Origin of the sequence: Amycolatopsis sp. NPDC048633 (assembly GCF_040650695.1) — a bacterium.
Taxonomy (GTDB): Bacteria; Actinomycetota; Actinomycetes; order Mycobacteriales; family Pseudonocardiaceae; genus Amycolatopsis.
Window position 1 is genome coordinate 1 of sequence record NZ_JBEZHS010000012.1, and the last position, 23,894, is coordinate 23,894.

At 71.2% G+C, this 23,894-nt stretch carries 20 protein-coding genes; 12 read left to right on the top strand and 8 right to left on the bottom strand.

The window, feature by feature from the left end:
- Positions 1–71 precede the first annotated feature (71 nt).
- A complete protein-coding gene (locus AB0C38_RS22095) occupies positions 72–1,604 on the bottom strand; it encodes a sensor histidine kinase (RefSeq protein WP_360676767.1) in 1,533 nt (510 codons plus the stop codon).
- Positions 1,605–1,775: 171 nt separating this feature from the next.
- Here AB0C38_RS22095 and AB0C38_RS22100 point away from each other — a divergent pair, with 171 nt between their 5' ends.
- The 3 genes from AB0C38_RS22100 to AB0C38_RS22110 are packed head-to-tail and all read left to right on the top strand — an operon-like array spanning position 1,776 to position 4,848.
- Positions 1,776–3,143, top strand: coding sequence for a cytosine permease (locus AB0C38_RS22100; protein WP_360676207.1), 1,368 nt, complete (start codon positions 1,776–1,778; stop codon positions 3,141–3,143).
- 44 nt (positions 3,144–3,187) lie between these two features.
- Positions 3,188–3,853 (top strand): SDR family NAD(P)-dependent oxidoreductase, encoded by a 666-nt coding sequence (locus AB0C38_RS22105; protein WP_360676210.1) that lies wholly within the window; start codon positions 3,188–3,190, stop codon positions 3,851–3,853.
- Positions 3,850–4,848, top strand: coding sequence for an S-adenosylmethionine:tRNA ribosyltransferase-isomerase (locus tag AB0C38_RS22110; RefSeq protein ID WP_360676213.1), 999 nt, complete (start codon positions 3,850–3,852; stop codon positions 4,846–4,848). The genes AB0C38_RS22105 and AB0C38_RS22110 overlap by 4 nt, the downstream gene beginning before the upstream one ends.
- A 180-nt stretch (positions 4,849–5,028) precedes the next feature.
- On the opposite strand, the gene AB0C38_RS22115 is transcribed toward AB0C38_RS22110, so the two are convergent.
- On the bottom strand, positions 5,029–5,415 hold the full coding sequence (locus AB0C38_RS22115) for a hypothetical protein (protein ID WP_360676216.1): 387 nt from the start codon (positions 5,413–5,415) through the stop codon (positions 5,029–5,031).
- 292 nt (positions 5,416–5,707) lie between these two features.
- Between AB0C38_RS22115 and AB0C38_RS22120 the strand changes: the two genes are divergently transcribed.
- From AB0C38_RS22120 to AB0C38_RS22130, 3 genes are read left to right on the top strand one after another with little or no spacing between them, the layout of a single operon-like run.
- Positions 5,708–6,769, top strand: coding sequence for an ABC transporter substrate-binding protein (locus AB0C38_RS22120; protein WP_360676219.1), 1,062 nt, complete (start codon positions 5,708–5,710; stop codon positions 6,767–6,769).
- Positions 6,770–6,788: 19 nt separating this feature from the next.
- Complete coding sequence (locus tag AB0C38_RS22125; protein WP_360676222.1) at positions 6,789–7,580, top strand: ABC transporter ATP-binding protein; 792 nt, start codon at positions 6,789–6,791, stop codon at positions 7,578–7,580.
- Positions 7,567–8,451 carry an ABC transporter permease gene (locus tag AB0C38_RS22130; RefSeq protein WP_360676225.1) on the top strand — a complete coding sequence of 295 codons (885 nt, stop codon included), beginning with the start codon at positions 7,567–7,569 and terminating at the stop codon, positions 8,449–8,451. Before AB0C38_RS22125 ends, AB0C38_RS22130 begins: the two co-directional genes overlap by 14 nt.
- 21 nt (positions 8,452–8,472) lie before the next feature.
- On the opposite strand, the gene AB0C38_RS22135 is transcribed toward AB0C38_RS22130, so the two are convergent.
- Both AB0C38_RS22135 and AB0C38_RS22140 read right to left on the bottom strand, forming a co-directional pair.
- A complete protein-coding gene (locus tag AB0C38_RS22135) occupies positions 8,473–8,829 on the bottom strand; it encodes a hypothetical protein (protein WP_360676228.1) in 357 nt (118 codons plus the stop codon).
- Positions 8,830–8,928: 99 nt separating this feature from the next.
- Complete coding sequence (locus tag AB0C38_RS22140) at positions 8,929–10,485, bottom strand: DEAD/DEAH box helicase (protein WP_360676231.1); 1,557 nt, start codon at positions 10,483–10,485, stop codon at positions 8,929–8,931.
- A 237-nt stretch (positions 10,486–10,722) separates the two neighbouring features.
- Between AB0C38_RS22140 and AB0C38_RS22145 the strand changes: the two genes are divergently transcribed.
- Genes AB0C38_RS22145 through AB0C38_RS22165 form a run of 5 tightly spaced genes read left to right on the top strand, consistent with a single transcriptional unit; the run spans position 10,723 to position 14,753 of the window.
- Complete coding sequence (locus AB0C38_RS22145) at positions 10,723–12,429, top strand: acyl-CoA dehydrogenase (RefSeq protein ID WP_360676234.1); 1,707 nt, start codon at positions 10,723–10,725, stop codon at positions 12,427–12,429.
- Positions 12,426–12,875, top strand: a complete 450-nt coding sequence (locus tag AB0C38_RS22150; protein ID WP_360676236.1) for a nitroreductase family deazaflavin-dependent oxidoreductase — start codon at positions 12,426–12,428, stop codon at positions 12,873–12,875. The genes AB0C38_RS22145 and AB0C38_RS22150 overlap by 4 nt, the downstream gene beginning before the upstream one ends.
- Complete coding sequence (locus tag AB0C38_RS22155; protein WP_360676239.1) at positions 12,872–13,654, top strand: fumarylacetoacetate hydrolase family protein; 783 nt, start codon at positions 12,872–12,874, stop codon at positions 13,652–13,654. Before AB0C38_RS22150 ends, AB0C38_RS22155 begins: the two co-directional genes overlap by 4 nt.
- A gap of 28 nt (positions 13,655–13,682) precedes the next feature.
- On the top strand, positions 13,683–14,096 hold the full coding sequence (locus AB0C38_RS22160; RefSeq protein ID WP_360676242.1) for a hypothetical protein: 414 nt from the start codon (positions 13,683–13,685) through the stop codon (positions 14,094–14,096).
- Positions 14,097–14,150: 54 nt separating this feature from the next.
- Positions 14,151–14,753 (top strand): helix-turn-helix domain-containing protein, encoded by a 603-nt coding sequence (locus AB0C38_RS22165; protein WP_360676244.1) that lies wholly within the window; start codon positions 14,151–14,153, stop codon positions 14,751–14,753.
- Positions 14,754–15,404: 651 nt separating this feature from the next.
- Here AB0C38_RS22165 and AB0C38_RS22170 read toward each other — a convergent pair.
- Positions 15,405–17,825, bottom strand: a complete 2,421-nt coding sequence (locus tag AB0C38_RS22170) for a Tex family protein (protein WP_360676248.1) — start codon at positions 17,823–17,825, stop codon at positions 15,405–15,407.
- A 150-nt stretch (positions 17,826–17,975) separates the two neighbouring features.
- Between AB0C38_RS22170 and AB0C38_RS22175 the strand changes: the two genes are divergently transcribed.
- On the top strand, positions 17,976–19,466 hold the full coding sequence (locus AB0C38_RS22175; RefSeq protein WP_360676251.1) for a glycosyl hydrolase family 18 protein: 1,491 nt from the start codon (positions 17,976–17,978) through the stop codon (positions 19,464–19,466).
- 53 nt (positions 19,467–19,519) lie between these two features.
- Here the strand turns inward: AB0C38_RS22175 and AB0C38_RS22180 are convergent, their stop codons facing one another.
- The 3 genes from AB0C38_RS22180 to AB0C38_RS22190 form a co-directional block, all read right to left on the bottom strand.
- Positions 19,520–21,181, bottom strand: a complete 1,662-nt coding sequence (locus AB0C38_RS22180; protein WP_360676254.1) for a GMC family oxidoreductase — start codon at positions 21,179–21,181, stop codon at positions 19,520–19,522.
- Entirely contained in the window at positions 21,181–22,644 is a 1,464-nt protein-coding gene (locus tag AB0C38_RS22185; RefSeq protein WP_360676257.1) for an NAD(P)/FAD-dependent oxidoreductase, read from the bottom strand. The genes AB0C38_RS22180 and AB0C38_RS22185 overlap by 1 nt, the downstream gene beginning before the upstream one ends.
- Before the next feature lie 75 nt (positions 22,645–22,719).
- Positions 22,720–23,817 carry a winged helix DNA-binding domain-containing protein gene (locus AB0C38_RS22190; RefSeq protein WP_360676260.1) on the bottom strand — a complete coding sequence of 366 codons (1,098 nt, stop codon included), beginning with the start codon at positions 23,815–23,817 and terminating at the stop codon, positions 22,720–22,722.
- Between the last annotated feature and the right edge of the window lie 77 nt (positions 23,818–23,894).

Consider the following 23,894-nt stretch of genomic DNA (forward strand, 5'->3'; position numbering starts at 1 on the left):
TTCAGCATTATGGGCTTATTTTGGTACACCACCTTCTAAAGGGAGCGCTTTGTTTGCCGGTAAGGAGGCCTTCACGGCTTTCCGGGGGTCTCGGCGAGCGGGATGACCGCGCGGACCGCCGTGCCGCGGGTGTCGCTGTCCAAGGCCAGCTCACCGCCGAGGGCCTGGACGCGGTCGCGCAGTCCGGCCAGGCCCGTGCCGCCCTCGACGTCCGCGCCGCCGACGCCCGGGTCGGTCACCTCCACCCGCAGCTCCGCCCCCTCGACCGCGATGCGGACGTCCACGGACTCCGTCTGCGCGTGCTTCAAGGCGTTCGTCAACGCCTCGGACGTCACGAAGTACGCCGTCGCCTCCACGGCCGCGTCGAGGCGGGGCACGGTGCCCACCGACAGCGCCACCTCCATCGGGACCCGGTCGGCCAGCGACCGGACCGCCGCCGCCAGACCGGCCTCGGTGAGGATCGCCGGGCGGATGCCGCGCGCCAGCTCGCGCAGGTCCGTGATCGCCCGCTGCAGCTCGTCGACCGTGCCGGACAGCAGCGCCCGGACCTCCGGGGGCAGTGCGTCGCCGTGCCGGCGGCCCGCCATCCGCAGCAGCAGCACCACGCTGACCAGCCGCTGCTGGGCGCCGTCGTGCAGGTCGCGCTCCAGGCGGCGGCGCTCCTCGTCGCCGGCCGCGACGAGCCGGGCCCGCGACGCCCGCACCTCGGCCAGCCGCTGCTCCAGCTCCGCCGTCAGCCGCTGGTTGTCCAGCACCAGCCCGGCCGCCGCGTTCAGCGCGTCGATCGACCGGCTGTCCTTCCACACCTCGTCGTCCTGCACCAGCGCCGCCAGCCCGGTGCCGTCGCGCTCCAGCAGCAGCCGGATCATCTCGGCGTTGCCGACGCGGGCGCGCAGCACGCCGGCCAGGAACGCCAGCGGCCACAGGCAGAACAGGATCCGGTACCCCAGCAGCATCGGCTCCGACAACGGGTGCCCGTCGCCGAGCGCCGTGCCGACCCCCGACGCGAGCGCGCCGAACAGCGCGATGGCGATCACCGGGGACAGCAGCCGCCGCTGCGGCAGCCGGCCGGTCAGCCACCGGTAGAGCAGCACGATGACCACCCCGGCGCTGATCGCCGTGGCGGCGAGCTCCAGCACGCGGTCGGCGACCGCGCCCCCGGCCGGGCCGGCCGAAACCGCCAGCAGGTCGCGGGGGTCGTCGTTGACGAGCAGCCCGAGCACGCCCGAGGCGAGGACCACCAAGTAGGCCGCGGAGACGAGCAGACGCTCCCACCGCGACCGGAGCCTCCCGTGGGGAAAGGCGAGGACCAGGTGCGCGATCACCGGGCTGGACGCGGCGCGCAGCGGCACGGCGACCGTGTACAGCACCGGGTCGGGGGTGAACTGCAGGTCCTCGACGAACAGCGCGACGCCGGCGAGCGCGATGAGCACGCCGATCGCGTTCGCCGGGCGCCGCACGTGCGCGACCGCGCCGGCGAGCAGGAACAGGAAACCCGTGGTGGTGCTCAGCGCCGTGTCGAGCGCGGAATGGCTGCCCTCGGCCGCCTTCAGGGTCAACGCGGTGACGCCCAGCGCGAAACCGGCGGCCAGCAGGCCGGTCATGGCGAGCGTCCGCGAATGCTGGACCACGCAACCCTCCCGGTGAGCCTCGCCGGGCAATCCTGGCGGGTGTGTGCGGCGGTCCGGCAGCGGCTAACCGTGATTCGTCCGTTCGGGCCGTCGCGTTACACCACGCGGGCGCGCTTTAGGGTGATCCGGAACGGGAGGCAGCACATGAGCGGACTGGATGCCGAGGTCTTCGGCGGGCGGATGCCCACCGGAGGTCGTGACCTGGCGATCGAGACCCACGGCATCGCGCCGGTGCCGGAGGGCAACCGGTTCGGGCGGCCGTGGCGCCTGTTCAGCGTGTGGTTCGCGCCGAACCTGACCATGACGGCGGTGTTCACCGGCACGCTCGCGGCGTCGCTCGGCCTCGGGTTCTGGACGGGCCTGGCCGCGATGCTCGCCGGCACCGTGCTCGGGTCGCTGCCGGTGGCGTACCTGTCCACCTGGGGGCCGCGCACCGGCACCGGCCAGCTGCCGCTCGCCCGGCTGCCCTTCGGCGGCGGCGTCGTGCTGCCGGGGCTCGTCCAGTGGCTCGGCTCGATCGCCTGGGACGCGCTGGTCGGCCTGTTCGGCGGCGAGGCACTGGCCGAGCTGACCGGGCTGCCGTTCTGGGCCGCGGTGCTGATCGTGCTGGTGCTGCAGTGCGTGCTCGGCGTGTTCGGCTACGCCCTGATCCACCGCGTGCAGGCGGTGATGAGCGTGCTGCTGGTGCTCGCGTTCGCCGCCCTCACCGTGAAAGTCCTTTCCGGACACCCGATCGCCGCCGCCGACACCGCTTCGGGCGCCGACCTGGCGGGCGGCGTCGTGCTGTTTATGACAATCACGTTGTCGCTGGCGATCTCCTGGGCGCCCTACGCGTCGGACTTCAGCCGCTACCTGCCGGCCGGGACGTCGTCGCGGTCGGTCTTCTGGGCGACGCTGCTCGGCCTGACGGCGTCGTACGCGATCGGCGAGGGCCTCGGGCTCGCGCTGGGGTCGTCGCTGGGCGACCAGACGGCGACCGGCGTCGCGGCGCTGCTCGGCGGTGGGTTCCTGGGCTCGCTCGCGCTGGCCGTGATCGCGCTCGCGGCGGTGTCGTCGAACGCGATGAACGACTACAGCGGCTCGCTGGCCCTGCAGACCGTCGGCGTCCGGCTGCGGCGCCCGGTGTCAGCGGTGGTCGTCACGGTGCTCGCGTTCGCGCTGATCCTCTGGATGCACAGCGGCGACCTGTCGACCAGGTTCCAGAACGTGCTGCTGTTCGTCAGCTATTGGATCCCGCCCTTCCTCGGCGTCGTGATCCCGGACTGGCTCGCGCGGACCCGCCGCGGGCGGCGCGTGGACGTGCTGGCCGCGGTTCCCGTGCGGCCCTGGGCCGCATTCGTGGCGTTCGTCGTGGGATTCGGGGCGGCGGTGCCGTTCATGAACACGTCCCTCTACACCGGACCGGTCGCGTCGGCGCTGCACGGCGCGGATCTCGCGTACTACGTCGGGCTAGTCGTTTCGCTGGTGGCTTATTTCCTGCTGCGCGGCCGGGCTTCGGTTGACATCGAGTAAGGTAGAGGTCTGACGATGGTGTGGTACCCCTCGAAGGAGGAACCATGCCAACCGCACTCGTCACCGGTGCATCCGCGGGCCTGGGCCGAGCCCTCGCCGCCGCCCTGGTGGGTCGCAAGTGGACGGTCATCGGCGACGGCCGGGACCCGGTCGCGCTTTCGGCCGCCGCCCGGGAGATCGGCTTCACGGCCGTCCCCGGCGACGTCGCCGACCCGGCCCACCGCGCTTCCCTGGCCGACGCCTGTCCATCGCTGGACCTGCTCGTCAACAACGCCAGTTCCCTGGGCGTCAGCCCGCTGCCACCATTGGCTCGCTATCCCTTGGCGGAACTGGAAAACGTCTACCGCGTGAACGTCTTCGCGCCGCTCGCCTTGACGCAGCTGCTGCTGTCGGCTCTTTCTCGCGGCGCGATCATCAACGTCAGCTCGGACGCCGCCGTCGAAGCGTACGAAGGCTGGGGCGGCTACGGCTCGGCGAAGGCCGCGCTCGACCACGTCACCGCCGTGCTCGGCGCGGAGAACCCGGACCTGGCGGTGTACGCGGTCGACCCGGGCGACCTGCGCACGGCGATGCACCAGCGCGCGTTCCCGGGCGAGGACATCTCGGACCGGCCGCTGCCGTCGTCGGTGGTCCCGGCGTTTCTGAGGCTGCTGGACGAGCGTCCGCCGAGTGGCCGCTACCGGGCCGCGGACCTGCTGGTGAGCGCATGAGCATCCGGTTCGACCTGCCGGACGAGCTGTCGGCGTCGGCCCCACCGGAGGCGCGCGGCGTGGCGCGGGACGAGGTGCGCCTGCTGGTCGCGTCGCCCTCGGGGGTCGAGCACGCGGTGTTCTCTTCGCTGGGTTCGCACCTTCTTCCGGGGGACCTGCTGGTCGTGAACACGTCCGGGACCCTGCCGGCGGCGGTCGACGCTGTCCGACGCGGGCATCCGGTCGTCGTCCACTTTTCGACGTCGCTCGATGACGGCTCGTGGGTGGTCGAGCTGCGTGCGCCCGGCGGGCCGCTGCTCGACGGCCGGGTGGGGGAGCGCCTGGAGCTGCCCGGGGGCGCGTCGCTGACCTTGCTGGCTCCGGCCGCGCCGGGCGACTCGCGGCTTTGGCGGGCGGAGGTGTCGGTCGAGGGTTCTCGTTTGCTCACGGAGGTGGGCCGCCCGATCCGCTACGGGTACGTGCCTCGGGCGTGGCCGCTTTCGGACTACCAGACGGTGTTCGCCCGCGAGCCGGGCAGCGCGGAGATGCCCTCGGCGGCGCGGCCGTTCTCGGCGTCGCTGGTGACGCGCCTGGTCACGGACGGCGTGCTGTTCGCACCGCTGGTGCTGCACACGGGGGTGTCCTCACCGGAGGCGGGCGAGCCGCCGCAGGCCGAGCGCTACCGGGTCCCGCCGACGACGGCGGCCCTGGTGTCGTGGGTCCGATCGCGAGGAGGCCGCGTGATCGCGGTGGGCACGACGGCGGCGCGGGCGCTGGAGTCCGCAATGCCCGACGGACCGGCCTCGGGCTGGACGAACCTGGTCCTGGGCCCGGACCGCCCGGCCCGGGTGGTGGACGGCATCATCACGGGCCTGCACGCGCCGGAGGCTTCGCACTTGCTGCTGCTGGAGGCGGTGGCGGGGCGGGACTTGGTCCAGCGCGCGTACGACGCTGCGGTGGAGCGCCGGTACTTGTGGCACGAGTTCGGCGACGTGTCCTTGTTGCTGCGCCGCTGACCGGCCCTCAACTCCCGCTCTCTCCGGCAGGGTCCCGGCGAAGCCGGGGGAGGCGCGGCTGGGCGCGGCGGCGGCGGTGGCCCGGGTGTCATGAACGACCCTTTCACCTCGTCCGACGAGGTGAAAGGGTCTTTCATGACACCACAAACGCGCGGCCACACCACCTGACCACCCACAGAGCTAGCGGCGCGCCGGCTCCTCGCGCCGCCGCGACCGGGCCAGCCCGGCCAGTGAGACCACCGCGATCCCGAGCCCGACCCCCGTCACGATCGAGGCCACCAGGCTCGCCTCGCCCGTGACCATGCCGAACGCCCCTCCCAGGTACACCGGGATGCTCACCGCCACCGGCAGCCAGTTCTTCAACGAAAACGCGCGGTCGGACGCCAGCCACAGCACCAGCGTCACCGCCGCCCCGGTGAACACCGGGATCGCCCAGACCACCAGGCTCGTCACCGCGTCCATCCCGAGCGACCTGAACCACTCGAACGTCGCCTGGCCCATTCCGATGAACAGCACGACCAGCGCCACGCGGACGCCGGTGGCTCCCTGGCCCCGTCGGCTCGTCATGTTCCCTCCTGAATCCGTCGTCACCTGTACCACGTTCGGGTGACGCGACGGGTTGCCCAAACCGCCCGGGCGTTTCAGATGCCGGGAACATCTCGCGTCCACCGGGCCCAGCCCGCATGCTCTGCCGGCACCGAACGAGCACCGAAGAGCGAGCGTGAGCAGCCCAGTAGGCCCACCGGTCACCGATGTCAAGGAATCTCACCGGATTTCCCGAGATGCGGATGGCTATGCGCCTGGGTGGGTGACCGTGCGAACCTCGCCCCGACACCGACCCCCGAAAGGCGACGCCGACGTGCGCACCCACCACAGAACCCGCTTCCTGGCCTCGGCGCTGGCCGCCCTGACCGCCGTGGGCGTGCTCGCGGGCTGTTCCCGCGCCGCGGAGAACACCGCGGCCCCGGCCGCGAACGCCGGTGCCGCCACCGAGGTGCGGCTCGGGTTCTTCCCGAACGTCACCCACGCGCCCGCGCTGATCGGCGTCAAGAAGGACTTCTTCAAGCAGGAGCTGGGCTCGACCAAGCTCACCACCCAGACCTTCAACGCCGGCCCCGAAGAGGTCAACGCGCTGCTGGGCAACTCCCTCGACATCGCCTTCATCGGCTCCGGCCCGGCGATCAACGCCTTCACCAAGTCGAAGGGCACCATCCAGCTGATCTCGGGCGCCGTTTCGGGTGGCGCGCAGCTGGTCGTCAAGCCGGACATCACCAGTGTCGACCAGCTCAAGGGTAAGACGATCGCCACGCCGCAGCTGGCCAACACCCAGGACGTCGCGCTCAAGAAGTTCCTGGCCGGCAAGCAGCTGACCGACCAGGTCAAGATCACCAACCTGGACAACTCCAAGACGCTCGACGCCTTCAAGAAGGGCGAGCTCGACGGCGGCTGGCTGCCCGAGCCGTGGTCGTCGCGGCTGGTGCTCGACGCCGGCGCGAAGGTCCTGGTCGACGAGAAGACCCTGTGGCCGGACGGCCGCTTCCCGACCACGGTCGTCATCGTGCGCAGCGAGTTCCTGCAGCAGCACCCGGACACCGTCCGCGCCGTGCTGAAGGGCCAGCTGGCCGCGATCGACTGGGCGAAGGCGAACCCGGCGGACGCGAAGACCGTGGTCAACGGCGCTCTCAAGGAGCTGGCCGGCAGTACGCTCAGCCCGGCGGTCCTGGACCGCGCGTTCTCCGGCATCGAGCTGACCACCGACCCGATCCCCGCGGAGTTCCCGCAGCTCGCGCAGGACTCGGTGACCGCCGGGGTCGTGAAGTCCGCCGTCGCGCTCAAGGGCTTCGCCGACTTCGGCCCGCTCAACGACGTGCTCAAGGCGAAGAACCAGCCCGCCGTCAACGCTCCCGAACTCGCCAAGTGACCTGGAGAGGCAGCCAGCGATGACCACCACCCTCCCGACCGGCCGGAGCAACTTCACCGGCGCGACCGCGGTGCGTCTCGACGGCGTCCGCAAGACGTTCGGCACGGCCGGCCGCGCGGTGGTCGCGCTCGACGGCGTGGACCTCACGGTCGCGCCCGGCGAGTTCGTCTGCCTGCTCGGGGCGTCCGGCTGCGGCAAGAGCACGCTGCTGAACCTGGTCGCCGGGCTGGACGCGCCGTCGGCGGGGGAGATCACGCTGAACACGTCGCGGCCCGCGGTGATGTTCCAGGAGGCCGCGCTGATGCCGTGGCTGACCGCGGCCCGCAACGTCGAGCTGCCGCTGCGGCTGGCCGGCTTCGGGCGCGCCGAGCGTCGCGAAAAGGCCGCCGAGCTGCTGGAGCTCGTCCGGCTGAACGGCGCGGGCGGCAAGCGGCCGCACGAGCTGTCCGGCGGGATGCGGCAGCGGGTCGCGCTGGCCCGCGCGCTGGCCGCGACCCTGCGCGTCGGCGGCGACCCGGAGCAGTCGCTCCTGCTGATGGACGAGCCGTTCGCCGCGCTCGACGCCATCACCCGCGACGTCCTACAGGGTGAGCTGCTGCGCGTCTACCGCAGCACCGGCACGTCGGTGCTGTTCGTGACCCACGACGTGCGTGAGGCCGTCCGGCTCGGGCAGCGCGTGGTGCTCCTGTCGTCGCGGCCCGGGCGGGTCGTGCGCGAGTGGACCGACGTGCCGCTGGCCGACGCCGAAGAGCTGACCGAGGAAATCACCGGGCACCTGCGCGAGGTGATCAGTACCCATGCCGCAGCTTGACCGGCCCGCGGAGGCCGACCTCGACGCGGTCGGCGCCGGACTGGACTCGCTCGACGCCCCGGTCGGCGACCGCCGCCCGAGCTTCTGGAAGCGGTTCGCCTGGGGCTTCCTGCCGCCGGTCGGCGCGCTCGTCCTGCTGATCGTCGTCTGGCAGGTCCTCTGGGCGGCGGCGTTCTGGTCGGAGGCCCAGCTGCCCGCGCCGATCGCGGTGTGGGACGAGTTCTGGAGCCGCGTCGCCGACGGCCAGGTGTTCGGCTTCGTCTGGACGTCGGTCCACCGCGCCGCGCTCGGCTTCGTCGCCGGCGTGCTCATCGGCACGCCGCTCGGCCTGGTCGTGGCGAAGGTCCGCGTGGTGCGGGCGGCGATCGGGCCGCTGCTGAGCGGGCTGCAGAGCCTGCCGTCGGTGGCGTGGGTGCCGGCCGCGATCCTGTGGTTCGGCATCAACGACGGCGCGATCTACTTCGTCGTCCTGCTCGGTTCGGTGCCGTCGATCGCCAACGGCCTGGTTTCCGGCATCGACCAGATCCCGCCGATCCTGCCGCGCGTCGGCCAGGTGATGGGCGCGAACCGGCTCTCGTCGGCCCGGCACATCCTGCTGCCGGCCGCGCTGCCGGGTTTCCTGGCGGGGCTGAAGCAGGGCTGGGCGTTCTCGTGGCGCTCGCTGATGGCCGCGGAGCTGATCGCGCTGTCCCCGCAGCTCGGCGTCGGGCTCGGCGCGTACCTCAACCAGGGTTCGTCGCTCAACAGCATCGAGACGGTGATCGCGGCGATCTTCCTGATCCTGCTGGTCGGCGTCGGGATCGAGCTGCTGGTGTTCCGCCCGCTGGAGCGCGCGGTGCTGCGGGCCCGCGGGCTGACTTCCTCGCTCTGAGGGGCCCGGCCCGGGCCGCGCTCACTCCACCGCGACCTCGAGCGACAGCTGCTGGAGGAGCTGCAGGACGTCCGGTCCCGGCTGGTCCTCTTCATAAGCTTCGACGACCTTGACGAACCCCAGCAGCAGGCCGCGCAGGACCGCCTCCTGGCGCCGGGCCAGCTCGTCGACGGTCTGCTTGACGACGTCCTGGACCTCGGCGGTGTACTCCGGCGGCACACTGGACTCCGCGGTCACGGTGAAGTCGAGCGCCCCTTCGAGCAGTTCGGGATAGCCGCTCGAGCCGGGCTCGTCGCCGTCGCCCTGCAGGTTCAGGCGAAGCCGGTAGACCGAAGCCAGCAGGCCGATGCCGGTCTGCACCAGGTCCGTGTCGTCCATCACGAGAGCATCGCACGCTATCCGCGGAAGTGCTGCCTGCCGGGACGACGACCGGCCCCGGACGGGAAGTCCGGGGCCGGTCGTTTTCAGCTGAGTCGCTCAGCGGCCTCGGCGGCCGCCTGCGCGGGTGCCGGACGAGAAGGCCGCCGCGCCGCCGGAGCCCGAGTGACGGTTGCCCGCGGCCGGAGCCCCCGACCGCGCCGAACCACCCGAAGCGGCCGGCGCACCGGACCGCCGGGACCCGCCGCCCGAAGCAGCCGCGGCACCGGACCGTCGCGAGCCGCCCGAAGCGGCACCCGACCGGCGGCCACCGGACTTCTCCGGGTTGGCCGACCGCGACTCCGCCTGGCCGTGGGCGCGCGAGCGCTGTCCGCCCTGGTTCGCCTTCGGCGCGCCGGTGCCCCGGCGGCCGCGGCCGCCGCCCGGCGCCGCGCCGGTCGCCGAAACCTTCTTGGGCCGGTCGTCCACCGGCGGCCGCTTCGGCGCCGCCGAGAACGAACGCTCACCCGGGGCCAGCTCCGCCAGCAGCGGGTGACCCGGGCCGAGCTGGGTCGTCGTCGGCTTGATGCCCGCCTTGCGCGTCAGGTCGCGCACGTCGCGGACCTGCGCGTCGGTCATCAGCGTCACGACCGTGCCCGACGCGCCGGCGCGTGCCGTGCGGCCCGAGCGGTGCAGGTAGGCCTTGTGCTCCACCGGCGGGTCGGCGTGGATGACCAGCCGGACGTCGTCGACGTGGATGCCGCGGGCCGCGATGTCCGTCGCGACCAGCGTCTTCGCCGCGCCCGAGGAGAACGCCTCGAGGTTGCGGGTGCGGGCGTTCTGGCCGAGGTTGCCGTGCAGCTCCACCGCCGGGACGCCGGACGCCACGAGCTTGCGCGTCAGCGCCTTCGCGCGGCTCTTCGTCCGGGTGAACACCAGGGTGCGGCCCGGCGCCGCGGTCAGGTCGACCAGCACCGGCAGCCGGTGGGTCTCCTCGAGGTGCAGGACGTGGTGCTCCATCGTCGACACCGGCGACTGCGCCGAGTCGACGCTGTGCGTGATCGGGTCGGTCATGAAGCGCTTGACCAGCACGTCGACGCCGTTGTCCAGGGTCGCGGAGAACAGCATCCGCTGGCCACGCGACGGCGTCGCGTCCATGATCCGCCGCACCTCGGGCAGGAAGCCCAGGTCGGCCATGTGGTCGGCCTCGTCGAGGACGGTGATCTCGATGGCGTCGAGCTTCACGTGCCCGGAGCGCATGTGGTCGGCGAGCCGGCCGGGGCAGGCGACGACGATGTCGACGCCGTCGCGCAGCTTGGTGATCTGCGGGTTGGCCGAAACGCCGCCGAAGATGGTGGTCGTGCGCAGGCCCAGCGGCTTGGCCAGCGGCAGGATCGCCGCTTCGATCTGGGTCGCGAGCTCACGGGTCGGCGCCAGGATCAGCGCGCGCGGACGGCCCGGCTTGCGCCGCGTCGGGCCCGCCGAGAGGCGCGCCAGCACGGGCAGGACGAAGCCGTAGGTCTTGCCGGAGCCGGTCCGGCCGCGGCCGAGCACGTCACGCCCGGCGAGGGTGTGCGGCAGGGTCGCCGCCTGGATGGGGAAGGGCTCAGTGACGCCCTGAGCGGCCAGCGAGTCCACGAGCGTGGCGGGCAGGCCGAGTTCGGCAAAGGTGCTCATAAGTGCATGCGGGCGCACTCGCGCCCTGGTCTCCGTTACCTGAGAAGGGTTGTCCTGCCCGGCGCAGACCGGTCAACGGCCGCGGCGCGTGGTAGTCGACAACAGCAGCGGGCCGAGGCAGAACTGAGCGGCCCGCAAGATCAGTGTAGCCGGTCGGGGTGACGTACCCCCAGTGAGATTGCCCGCACTCTAGGGGGCTTGCTAAGTTACCGGTCGGTAATCGAGGAGGCTCACCCCATGTTGCTGAACCCGCACGAGTACGACCCGGCCCACTTCGACGCGGAGACGCGCCGGCTGCTCCGGGCGACCATCGACTGGTTCGAGCAGCGCGGCAAGGCGAAGCTGGTCGAGGACTACCACGCCCGCACCTTCTACGCGGACTTCCTGGAGTTCGCGGGCAAGGAAGGCCTGTTCTCGACCTTCCTGACGCCGGCCGCGAACGCCGGCGGCCACCCGGACAAGCGCTGGGACACCGCCCGCGTCGCCGCGCTGTCGGAAATCCTCGGCTTCTACGGGTTGAACTACTGGTACCCGTGGCAGGTCACGATCCTCGGCCTCGGCCCGGTGTGGCAGAGCGGCAACGCCACGGCGCGCGAGCGCGCGGCGGCCGCCCTCGACGCCGGCGGCGTCGGCGCGTTCGGACTGTCCGAAAAGGACCACGGCGCCGACATCTACTCGTCGGACCTGGTGCTCACCAAGGACGGCGACGGCTACCGCGCCACCGGCTCGAAGTACTACATCGGCAACGGCAACTGCGCGCGCACGGTGTCGGTCTTCGGTCGCATCGACGGCGTCGAGGGCCCGGACCAGTACGTCTTCTTCTACGCCGACTCCGAGCACCCGAACTACCACGTCGTGAAGAACGTCGTGCCGTCGCAGATGTACGTCGCCGAGTTCCGGCTCGAGGACTACCCGGTGCACGCCGACGACATCCTGCACGTCGGCGCGGAGGCCTTCAGCGCCGCGCTGAACACCGTCAACATCGGCAAGTTCAACCTCTGCTTCGGCGGCATCGGCATGGCGACGCACTCGCTGTACGAGTCCATCACGCACGCGCACAACCGCGTGCTCTACGGGAAGCCCGTCACGAACTTCCCGCACGTGCGCCGCGAGTTCGTCGAGGCCTACGCGCGGCTGACCGCGATGAAGCTGTTCTCCGACCGTGCCGTCGACTACTTCCGCAGCGCCACCGCCGAAGACCGCCGCTACCTGCTGTTCAACCCGATCACCAAGATGAAGGTGACGACCGAGGCGCAGAAGGTGATCGGCCTGGTCGCCGACGTCGTGGCGGCCAAGGGCTTCGAGGCCGACACGTACCTGTCGATGTCCAAGAACGACATCGACGGCCTGCCCAAGCTCGAAGGCACGGTGGCGGTGAACCTCGCGCTGATCGCGAAGTTCATGCCCGCGTACCTCTTCGCGCCGCAGGAGTACGCGCCGGTCCCGACGCGCACCGATGCCGCCGACGACGAGTTCCTCTTCCGCCAGGGCCCGGCGCGCGGGCTGTCGAAGATCCGCTTCCACGACTGGAAGACCGCGTACGCGCAGGCGTCGCACATCCCGAACGTCGCGCTGTTCACCGAACAGGCAGGCGCGCTGGTGAAGCTGCTCACGGAGGCGACGCCGGACGAGGCCCAGCAGGCCGACCTCGACTTCGGTCTCGCGCTCACCGAGCTGTTCACGCTCGTCGTGTACGGCCAGCTGATCCTGGAGCAGGCGGGGATCACCGGGCTCGACGAACAGGTCGTCGACCAGATCTTCGCGGTGCTGGTGCAGGACTTCAGCCTGGCCGCGGTGGACCTGAACGGGAAGCCGAGCTCGACCGAGGCCCAGCAGGCGATCGCCCTGGCCGCACTGCGCAAGCCGGTGGTCGACGCCGGGCGCTTCGAGAACGTCTGGTCGCTCGTCCGCGACCTCTCGGGGGCCTACGCTATGCAGCCATGATGGCCAGGGCGTACAAGCTGGGACCGCTGCGGAAGACGGTCAACGCGGTGATCGGCGGGCTGCTTTCCCAGGGCCTGCCGGTCGCCGGGAAGACCGGGTTCCTGCTGACCACGAAGGGCCGCAAGAGCGGTCTCGACCGGACGACCCCGGTCAACGTCGTCGAGACCGGCGGTGAGCGGTGGCTGGTTTCGCCGTACGGGATCGTCGGCTGGGTGCACAACCTGCGCGCGGACGGCGTCGCCCGGTTGCGGCGGGGGAGCACCACGGAGACGTGGGAGGTCGAGGAAGCCGACGCCACGACCGCCGCGCCCGTCCTCCGGCACTACGTCCGGCTGCTGCCCGTCACCGCGCCGTTCTTCGACGCGAAGCGGGGTGACCCGCCCGAGGCCTTCGCCGCGGAAGCCGATCGACACCCGGTCTTCCGGTTGGCAAGATCAGGAGCGTGAACCGAGAGCGGGCGGCGGAACTGATCTGGGACGCGTGGCAGACCGGGAAACGCCTGGACGGTCTCCCGGCCGACGCCCGCCCGCGCGACCTCGCCGAGGGCATGGCCGCGCAGGCGGCGCTCGCGGAGCTGGCCGGGCCGGTGTCCGGCTGGAAGATCGCCGCGACCACCGCGTACGCCCGGCAGTACCTCGACGTCCCCGGCCCGCTGCCGGGGGTGATGTTCGAGCGGTTCCGCCACGCCGAGGGCGAGCCGGTACCGGCCGACACCATGACCATGGGCGTCGCCGAACCCGAGTTCGCGTTCCGGCTCAAGGCCGACCCGGGGTCGTCGCCGTCGCTGACCGCGGTGCTCGACGCCGTCGACACGATGTTCCTGGCGCTGGAGATGCCGGACAGCCGCTACACCGACCACCAGCACGCGGGCGGCCCTCAGCTGCTGGCCGACGTCGCGTGCGCGGGCCGGTTCGTCGAGGGCCGGGCGGTCCCGGGCTGGCGCGACCTCGAACTGCCGCGGCAGGCGGTCGTCCTGCACGCGGACGGCGAGGAGTTCTCGCGCGGCAGCGGCAGCCTGGTACTCGGCGACCCGCGGCTGGCGCTGCACTGGCTGGCGATGGAGCTGTCCCGCCACGGCCGGTCGTTGAACCCGGGCGACGTGGTGACGACCGGGACGGCGACCCCGCCCTGCCCGATCCACGCCGGCGGCCACGTGGTGGCGGACTTCGGCCCGCTGGGCAGCGTCGAGGCACGGTTCGCCGGGGGGACTGTCGGCGACGCGTGAGCGAGCCGGATCTGGCTAGAGTGATCGGGTGCTGACGTTCCGTGCCGGGTTCCTGACGCTCGCCGCGGTCGTGGCGGTGCTCGACGCCGGGTTCTGGTGGTTCGCGCACGCCCAGCACCAGACGACCGCGCGGATCGGCTTCCTCGTCGCGTTCGTGCTGCTACTGGCGCTGCTCGCGGTGTCCGCGGGCCTGGTCCGCTGGGAGATCGCGGCGCCGCTGGGCGCGGCGTCGACGTCGGGCCTGTTCTTCGTCGGCGCGGCGGCGATCTTCAGCGTCGGCTTCGGGTTCCTGCTGGCCGCGGTGGTGGAGGCGGCCCTGGTGCGCCGGCTGGTGCTCGACGCTTCACCGGTGGGCTGGCGCGGCGGGACGGGACTCGTCAGCTCGGCCGCCGCGGTGGTGCCGGTGGTGCTGTTCGCCGTCGGGCTGGCCGCTCTTCGCTGACCATATCGCAGAGGATCCTTTGCAAAGAGGTCTCTGCGGTCTAGGGTGGCCGGTATGACCAAGGACCGCCGGACCGAGGCGTCACGACCGATCGACGCGCGGATGCTCCGGGCGCTGGCTCACCCGTTGCGGATGCGGATGCTCGAACTGCTGCAGGCGGACGGCCCCGCGACCGCGACCGGGCTGGGGAAGCGGGTCGGCGAAAGCTCCGGAACCACCAGCTGGCACCTGCGCCTGCTGGCTGAAGCCGGCCTGGTCGAAGAGGACACCGAACGCGGGAACAAGCGCGAACGCTGGTGGCGCTCCGTGCAGGAGGCAACGCGAATCCGGGCCGCCGACTTCATCGACGACCCGGATCTCGCCGCGCCCTTGGACAGCTACCTGCGGTCCGTGATCGAGCACCGCTACCAGACGGAGTCGCGGTTCCTCAGCGAGCTCCCGCGGTGGATGGAGCAGTGGCACGACAAGGCGGTTTTCAACGACGCGAGGCTGTCCCTCACACCCGAGGAGGCGGCCGCGATGAGCGCCGAGGTCGAAGAAGTGGTCGGCCGCTACCGCCGGGATACCAGGCCAGGCGACCACAACGTGATCGCGCACTGGTCGGCCTTCCCCCGGCAAGCGCAGCCGGAGGAACCCGGCACATCGAAGTCCGAATGAGGGGGACGAACGTGGTGCACTTTCTGCAGGCGGAAGACCTGGTCCGCGAACGGGAAACCGAACTGAGACGGGGCGTGGCCAGGGTGAGCCACCCCAGCCGAGCCGGAACGCGGCGGCAGCGCCTCGGGTGGCTCCTCGTCGAGACAGGCCTGAGGCTGGTGGCGAACCGTCCCCGCCGCTTTCAGGCAGGGGCCCGGCAAAGTCGGGGTGGCGCGGGCCCGGTCGCGGTGGCCCGGACGTCATGAAAGACCCTTTCACCTCGTCGGACGAGGTGAAAGGGTCTTTCACAGCACTGCAAACGCGTGAGCACACTCCGAACGGCACACCGGCCAGGTCCTAGTGCCGGCCACGCAGACCCGACTTAGCCGGGGCTCGGCAAGGGTGGCGGCGGACGTCTTGAATGACTCATTCCTGTCGTCGGATGAGGTGAATGGGTCATTCACGACACCACAACCGCGCGACCACACCCCCGAGCGGAACACCCGAACACCGCCTGAAGCTGGTGCCGAACCGGGACCGGCCGCGCCCCCGCCACACCCAGGGGGGACGTCCCGGCTCCAGTCTATCGCCGCTCCCTGACGAAACCGCCGGAACAGCCACCGGCCGGCGGAGTTGTCCACATCTCCGCCGGCCTGTGGGCAATCGGGCTTTCTACTTGCCGAACCCGGCCCGCCGCAGCGCGTCCGCCATGGAGCCGCTGCCGCCGGAGCCGGAGTTCCCGCCGCCGCCGCGCTGACCGCCACCGCCGCCGCCACCACGCTGACCGCCGCCCGAACCGCCGCGACGCTGACCGCCGCCACCCTGGCCGCCGCCGCCACCGCCGCCACCCTGGCCGCGGTCACGACCGCCACCGCCACCGCCGCCACCGCCGCGGTTGCCGGCGGGAGCACCCGGCTCGTCGTCCAGCCGCAGCGTCAGCGAAATCCGCTTCCGCGGCACGTCGACGTCGAGGACCTTCACCTTCACGATGTCCCCGGGTTTCACGACCTCGCGCGGATCCTTAACGAAGTTCTTCGACAGCGCCGAAACGTGCGCCAGCCCGTCCTGGTGCACCCCGACGTCGATGAACGCCCCGAACGCGGCCACGTTCGTGACCACGCCCTCCAGGCGCATCCCCGGCTTGAGGTCGCCGATCTTGTCCACGCCCTCGGCGAACGTCGCCGTCTTGAACGCCGGGCGGGGGTCGCGGCCCGGCTTGTCCAGCTCGGCCAGGATGTCCGTCACCGTCGGGAGACCGAACGTCTCGTCCACGAACTCCGCCGGGCGAAGCGAGGTCAGCGTCCGCGTGTTGCCGATCAGCGACCGCAGGTCCGTGCCCGTCTTCGTCAGGATCCGGCGCACCACCGGGTACGCCTCCGGGTGCACCGACGACGAGTCGAGCGGGTCGTCGCCGTCCGGGATGCGCAGGAAGCCCGCGCACTGCTCGAACGCCTTCGGGCCGAGCCGCGCGACCTCCTTCAGCGACGTCCGGGAGCGGAACGGGCCGTTCGTGTCGCGGTGGGAGACGATGTTCTCCGCCAGCCCGGTCGTGATGCCCGAGACGCGGGTCAGCAGCGGCGCGGACGCCGTGTTGACGTCGACGCCGACCGCGTTCACGCAGTCCTCGACCACCGCGTCGAGCGAGCGCGACAGCGAGACCTCGGACAGGTCATGCTGGTACTGGCCGACTCCGATCGACTTCGGGTCGATCTTCACCAGCTCGGCCAGCGGGTCCTGCAGCCGCCGTGCGATCGAGACCGCGCCGCGCAGCGAGACGTCCATGTTCGGCAGCTCCGCCGAGGCGAACGCCGACGCCGAGTACACCGACGCGCCCGCTTCGGACACGATCGCCTTGGTCAGGTTCAGCTCCGGGTGCTTCTTGATGAGCTCCTGGGTGAGCTTGTCCGTCTCGCGCGACGCCGTGCCGTTGCCGATCGAGACGAGGTCGACCCGGTGGCGGGCGCACAGCGCGGCCAGCTCGGCGATCGACTGGTCCCACTTGTTCGCCGGCTGGTGCGGGTAGATGACGTGCGTGTCGACGACCTTGCCGGTCGCGTCCACGACGGCCACCTTGACGCCGGTGCGGAAGCCCGGGTCGAGGCCCATCGTGGCGCGGGTGCCGGCCGGGGCGGCGAGCAGCAGGTCGCGCAGGTTGGACGCGAACACGCGCACGGCGTCGTCCTCGGCCGCCTGGCGCAGCCGCATCCGCAGGTCGATGCCCAGGTGCAGGAGGATCTTGGTGCGCCACGCCCAGCGCACGGTGTCGTTCAGCCACTTGTCGCCCGGGCGGCCCTGCTGCGTGACGCCGAACTTCGCGGCGATGCGCGTCTCGTAGTCGGTCGGCCCGACCTGCGGCTCGTCGGTGGGCTCGGCCGGCGACATCGTGAGGTCGAGGACCTCTTCCTTCTCGCCGCGCAGCATCGCGAGGATCCGGTGCGAGGGGAGCTTGGTGTAGGGCTCGGAGAAGTCGAAGTAGTCGGAGAACTTCGCGCCTTCCTCCTCCTTGCCGGCGCGGACCTTGGCGACCAGGTGGCCCTGGCCCCACATCTTCTCGCGCAGGTCACCGATGAGGTCGGCGTCCTCGGCGAAGCGTTCGACGAGGATCGAGCGGGCGCCGTCGAGGGCGGCCTGCGCGTCCGCGACGCCCTTGTCCGCGTCGACGAACACCGCGGCCGCGGCCAGCGGGTCGGTGTTCGGGTCGTTCATGAGGCCGTCGGCCAGCGGTTCGAGGCCCGCTTCGCGCGCGATCATGGCCTTCGTGCGGCGCTTCGGCTTGAACGGGAGGTAGATGTCCTCCAGCCGCGACTTCGTGTCCGCGGCGAGGATCGACGCCTCGAGGGCCTCGTCCAGCTTGCCCTGGCTGCGGATGGACTCGAGCACCGCGAGCCGCCGCTCGTCGAGCTCCCGCAGGTAGCGCAGCCGCTCCTCGAGCGTGCGCAGCTGCGCGTCGTCGAGCATGCCGGTGACTTCCTTGCGGTACCGCGCGATGAAGGGGACGGTCGAACCGCCGTCGAGCAGCTCGACGGTGGCCTTGACCTGTCCTTCGCGCACGCCCAGTTCTTCGGCGATCCTCTGCTCGACCGACACGCTCACTGCAACACGCTCCTGCTTCGCCCTCTGGTGGATCCGATCCTCACATTCTGCCGTTCCGACCACCCCGACTTTCGGATGGGGCTCCTTGACAATCAGATTGGTCTAGTCCATTTTGTGGTGACCTGCCTCACCACCAGTGGAGGTCGCCCCGTGGTCCCCAGAGTTCGCCTAGCTCTCCTGTCGTTACTTTCCGCGGTCGCGCTGTGTCTCGGCGTGACGTTCGTCCTGGCCGGGAGCGCCTCGGCGGCGAACATCCTGGCCAACCCCGGCTTCGAGTCCGGCACGTCGGGCTGGACCTGCACCACCGCCCCGACGGCGGTGAGCACCCCGGTCCACAGCGGCAGCCGCGCCCTGAACGCGACGCCGACGTCGTCGGACAACGCGCAGTGCTCGCAGACGCTCACCGTCTCGGCGAACACCGCCTACAAGCTGTCGGCCTGGGTCCAGGGCAGCTACGTCTACCTGGGCGTTTCCGGCTCGGCGACGACCAGCACGTGGACGCCGGGCACCAGCGGCTACTCGCAGCTGTCGCTGAGCTTCACGACCGGCTCGAGCACGTCGCTGACGGTGTACCTGCACGGCTGGTACGGCCAGCCGACGTACTACGCCGACGACGTCAGCCTCGACGGCCCGGGCACCCCGCCGCCGACGACGCCGACCACCCCCACGACTCCGACGACGCCGCCCACCACGACCACCCCGCCGACGACCACCCCGCCGACGACGACCACGCCGCCGCCGACCCAGGGTGACCTGCCGAAGCACGTCCTGACCGGCTACTGGCAGAACTTCTACAACGGCGCCAAGGCGCTGAAGCTGGCCGACGTCCCGACGAAGTACAACATCATCGCGGTGTCCTTCGCGGACGCGACGGGCACGCCGGGCGCGGTGAGCTTCACGCTCGACTCGGGCCTGTCTTCGCAGCTCGGCGGCTACACGGACGCGCAGTTCAAGGCGGACATCAAGACGGTCCAGGCGCGCGGCCAGCGGGTCATCATCTCGGTCGGCGGCCAGAACGGCACGATCAGCGTGAGCGACTCTTCGTCGGCCAACAACTTCGCGAACAGCATCAAGTCGCTGATCTCGAACTACGGCTTCGACGGCGTGGACATCGACCTCGAGAACGGCATCAACGCGACGTACATGGGCCAGGCGCTGCGCAGCATCCACAACGGCGGCGGCAAGGTCATCACGATGGCGCCGCAGACGATCGACATGCAGTCCACGCAGGGCGGCTACTTCCAGCTGGCGCTGGGCATCAAGGACATCCTGACGGTCGTCAACATGCAGTACTACAACTCCGGCACGATGCTCGGCTGCAACGGCAGCGTGTACGCCCAGGGCACGGTCGACTTCCTGACGGCGCTGGCCTGCATCCAGCTCCAGGGCGGCCTGCGAGCGGACCAGGTGGGCTTGGGTCTCCCGGCGTCTTCGCAGGCGGCGGGCGGCGGCTACCAGGCCCCGGCCAACACGGTGTCGGCGCTGAACTGCCTGGCCAAGGGGACGTCGTGCGGCAGCTTCAAGCCGTCGACGACGTACCCGGCCATCCGCGGCGCGATGACGTGGTCGATCAACTGGGACGCGTCGAACGGCTACGCGTTCGCCAACACGGTGTCGGCCGGGCTCGCGGGCCTGCCGTAACCATTCGCTGAAAGGCCCCTCCCCGGCGCGCGGTCCGGGAGGGGCCTTTCAGGTCATGGGAGCGGCGTGATCGGCAGCCGCAAGGCGCCCGGTGCGTCAGCCGGGACCACCGGATGCGCAGGCGTCACCGCCGCCACCCGCTCGTACGGCGAACCCAGCTCAGGCCGCGGGTCCGCTTCCCCGCGATTCGGCCAGAACGCCATCGCCCGCTCGGCCTGAGCAGTGATCGTCAGCGACGGGTTCACCCCCAGGTTCGCCGAGATCGCCGACCCGTCCACCACGTGCAGCCCCGGATACCCGTAGACACGCTGATACGGATCCACGACCCCGGTGGAAGCCGAATCGCCGATCGCGCACCCCCCGATGAAGTGGCCCGTGATCGGGATGTTCGCCATGTCCGTCCACGCGCCCTGCGGCAGGCCGCCGATCTTCGCGGCCACCCGGCGCGTCACCTCGTGCCCCGCCGGGATCCACGACGGCGAGGGCGCACCCGAACCCTGGCGAGTCGTCATCCGGCGGCCGAACAACCCGCGCTTCGTGTACGTCGTCACCGAATTGTCGAGCGTCTGCATCACCAGCAGCCCGATCATCCGCTCGGACCAGTGCCGCGGGTTGTGGATCCGTACCAACTGACGACGCTGACGCCACAGCTCGCGCACCCCCAGCACCCAGCGCCGGCGGCCCGGCTGACCGTCCACCAGCACCGTCGCCAGCAACCCCATCACGTTGCTGCCGCGCCCGTACCGCACCGGCTCCACGTGCGTCACCTCGTCCGGGTGGATCGACGACGTGATCGCCACCCCGCGCGTGTAGTCCGTGTCCGACCGCAGTGACCGCGCGGCCAGCACCGCCTCGGAGTTCGTGCGCGCCAGCAGCCCGAGCCGGGGCGACACGAGAGGCAGCGTCCCGTTGTCGCGCATGCGGTGCAGCAGCCGCTGCGTTCCCAACGCGGCCGCGGAGAACACCACTTGTGACGCCGTGAACGTCCGGCGGGAGCGGCGCCCGGTGCGGCGCGTGTCCACCGCGTAGCCGCCGGCGATCGGCCGCACCGACACCGCCGTCGTCAGGGGGTGCACCACCGCGCCCGCCTGCTCGGCCAGGTACAGGTAGTTCTTCACGGTCGTGTTCTTCGCGCCCACCCGGCAGCCGGTCATGCACTCGCCGCACAACGTGCACGAGGAGCGCGCGGGTCCCGCGCCCCCGAAGAACGGGTCCACCCCGGACTGTCCGAAGTAGACGCCGACCGGCGTGCGGCGGTACGTGTGCCCGATGCCCATGTCCTCGGCGACGTCCAGCAGCACGCGGTCCGCGGCCGTCGTCGCCGGGTTCTCGACCACGCCGAGCATCCGCTTCGCCTGGTCGTAGTACGGCGCCAGCTCGTCCTTCCAGTCTGTGATGTGCGCCCACTGGGGATCGGCGTAGAACTTGTCCGGCGGCTCGTACAGCGTGTTCGCGTACACCAGCGAACCACCGCCGACACCGGAGCCGCTCATCACGAACGTGTTCTTCAGCAGCGTCAGCCGCTGGATGCCGAAACACCCCAGCGCGGGCGCCCACAGGTACTTCCGCAGCCGCCACGACGTCTTCGCGAACTCGTCGTCGGCGAACCGGCGGCCGGTCTCCAGCACGCCGACGCGGTAGCCCTTCTCGGTCAGCCGCAGCGCCGTGACGCTCCCGCCGAACCCCGAACCGATCACCAGGACGTCGTAGTCCATCACGCCACCACCCGGTAGTCGCCCACGTCCAGCCGCCGGGTCCGGCGGTCGTACTCGGTGACCAGGCCCGGCCAGTTCGTCGTCACCCGGCCGTCGGCCTGGCGGTACCAGCTCGTGCAGGCGCTCCACACGCTGTCGCCCAGCCGCCGCTGCACCTCCCGGTCGTACCGCTCTTCGACGTCGGCGCGCACGTCCACATAGGACACGCCGGGCCGCGCGAGCTGTTCGACCGCCTGGCGGATGTAGCGCGCCTGCCGCTCGATCATGTAGATGATGGACCCGGCGCCGAGGTTGGTGTTGGGCCCGTAGACGCAGAACATGTTGGGGAACCCGGGCACGGTGATGCCCAGGTACGCCCGCGCGCCGCCGGACCAGGCGTCCCGCAGCGACCGGCCGCCGAGCCCGGTCACGGTCATCCGGCCGAGGAACTCCGTCGCGGCGAACCCGGTGCCGTAGACCAGGACGTCCGCCTCGAGCTCGGTCCCGTCCTCGACGCGCACGCCGCTCGACGTGATCGACGAGATCCGCCGCGTCTCGACGTCGACGTTCGGCTGCGCCAGCGCGGGCAGGTAGTCGTTGGTGAACAGGATCCGCTTGCAGCCTAGGGGATAGGCCGGCTTCAGCTTCGCGCGCAGGTCCGGGTCCTTGATGTGCCGGCGCCGCAACTGGGCCGTCCGCAGCTCGAACATCTTCGCCAGGAACGGGTGCTTCGTCATCGCGTACGTCGCGTACTCGGCGAGCAGGAAGATCCGCAGCCGGCCGAGCAGCTGCGTGGGCGGCAGGTGTTCGAACAGCCAGTGCTGCCACCGCCGGTAGGTCGGGTCGGACTTCGCCATGACGTACGGCGGCGTGCGCTGGAAGACCGTGACGTGCTTCGCGTGCTTGCGCAGCTCGGGCACGAACTGGACGGCGCTGGCCCCGGTCCCGATGACGGCGACGCGCTTGCCGGCCAGGTCGACGCCGTGGTCCCAGCGCGCCGAGTGGAAGGCGTCGCCCGCGAACCGGTCCTGCCCGGGGATGGTGGGCAGGACCGGCCGCGACAGCTGGCCGACGGCGGGGACGAAAACGTTTGCTTCGTGCGTTTCGCCGTCCTGCGTCTCGATGCGCCAGGCGCCGCGCTCCTCGTCGAACGCGGCCCCGGTGACCTCGGTTCGGTAGCGGATGTGCGGCTCGAGCCCGTACTTGGCGATGACGCGCCGCAGGTAGCCCAGGATGTCCGGCTGGTGCGAGAACCGCTTCGGCCAGCGCGGGTTGGGTTCGTAGGAGAAGGAGTAGAGCGGTGACGGGATGTCGCACGCGGCGCCGGGGTAGGTGTTGTCCCGCCAGACGCCGCCGGGCTCGGCTGCGCTCTCCAGGATCGTGAAGTCGGTGAACCCGGCGCGCTTCAGCTCGATCGCGGTCCCGATGCCACCGAAACCGGTGCCCACGATCAGCACCGACGGCCCCTTCGCCGAACTACTCATGTCGAAAAGCTACGCAGCCGGAGGCTGTGACAACAGGCCACGAACGGTCACCTGATCGAGAATTCCGGCCAGCCGTCATCCCGGCGGGTGGGTGCGCACCTCCTGAGTCTCCGCGTCGGGCTCCGCCCAGTTCAGCAGTCGTCCGGCCGCGCTCTCCAACGCCGCGAGATCGCGCTTCGGGAGCTTCTCGAACGGCGACAGCTCGATGATCGACGCCTTCTTCGCCTTCGTGGTCTCCCAGAAGCCCCGCACCTGCCCGCCGACCAGCAGGGTGCCCTTGACCAGGCCGTTCTGGGTGATCACGCGCTTGCGGTAGTCGTCGGAGATCACCCGCGTCCGGTCCGCGTAGGAGAGGATCAGCTGGTCGAACGGCCCGAGCAGCCGGGGCGGCGCCGGGACGTCCTCGTCCGGCACGGTCAGCTCCGGCAGGTCCAGCAGCTCCCGGCCGTCCTCGTCGCGATACCGCCGGAGGTCCATCGAAGAAGCCACCTCGCCGAGGCGGGTGATGCCCGCCCACGCCTGCACATCGGCCACCGTCGCCGGCCCGAACGCGCGCAGGTACCGCGAGATGAGCGACGCAGGCGAAGGCGGCGGCAGCGGCACACCCACCCACTCGTCGAGACACGCGTACGTCGTCTGCCCGGCCTTGCCCCAGATCGCCCGGGGCGGAGTCTGCACCAGCGGCAGCCGGCCGCGGGCGAGGTGCGTCAGGGACGCCGGAGCGCGGTCCGGCCAGCGCCGCGCCAGCTCGGCACCCAGCGCCGTGGAGGACAGCGCCGACCGGGTCAGCAGCTCCCGCGCCGCCTCGGCGACGACGTCGTGGTCCAGCTCGGCCAGCTCACGGGCGTGCTGCGTGTTGGTCTTCAGATCGCGGTCGTAGAGGACCTGCACCACCGGCCGCCACGCCAGCGCGTCGGCCGCCGTCACCAGGTGGACCGTGCCACGCATCAACGCGATCCGCACCACGCGCCGCTCCTCCAGCAACGAGGCCAGCTCCTGCGGCTTGAACCCGTGAAGGCGCGACCACAACGCGTAGTACGGCGGGAACGGTGCCTGCGCCTGCAGCCCGGCCAGGTGCTCGACGGCGTCGTGAGCGGACATCTTCGCGCGGCGCAGCAGCAGCTGGCGCTCCAGCGTCGCGCGGTTGACGGCCCGCCGGCTCAAGGTCTCCACGCCGTCACTTTAACGATCACCCCGGACAGTTCCGGTCCTCGATTCGACGCGCGAACGGCCGTCATCCATACTTCCGG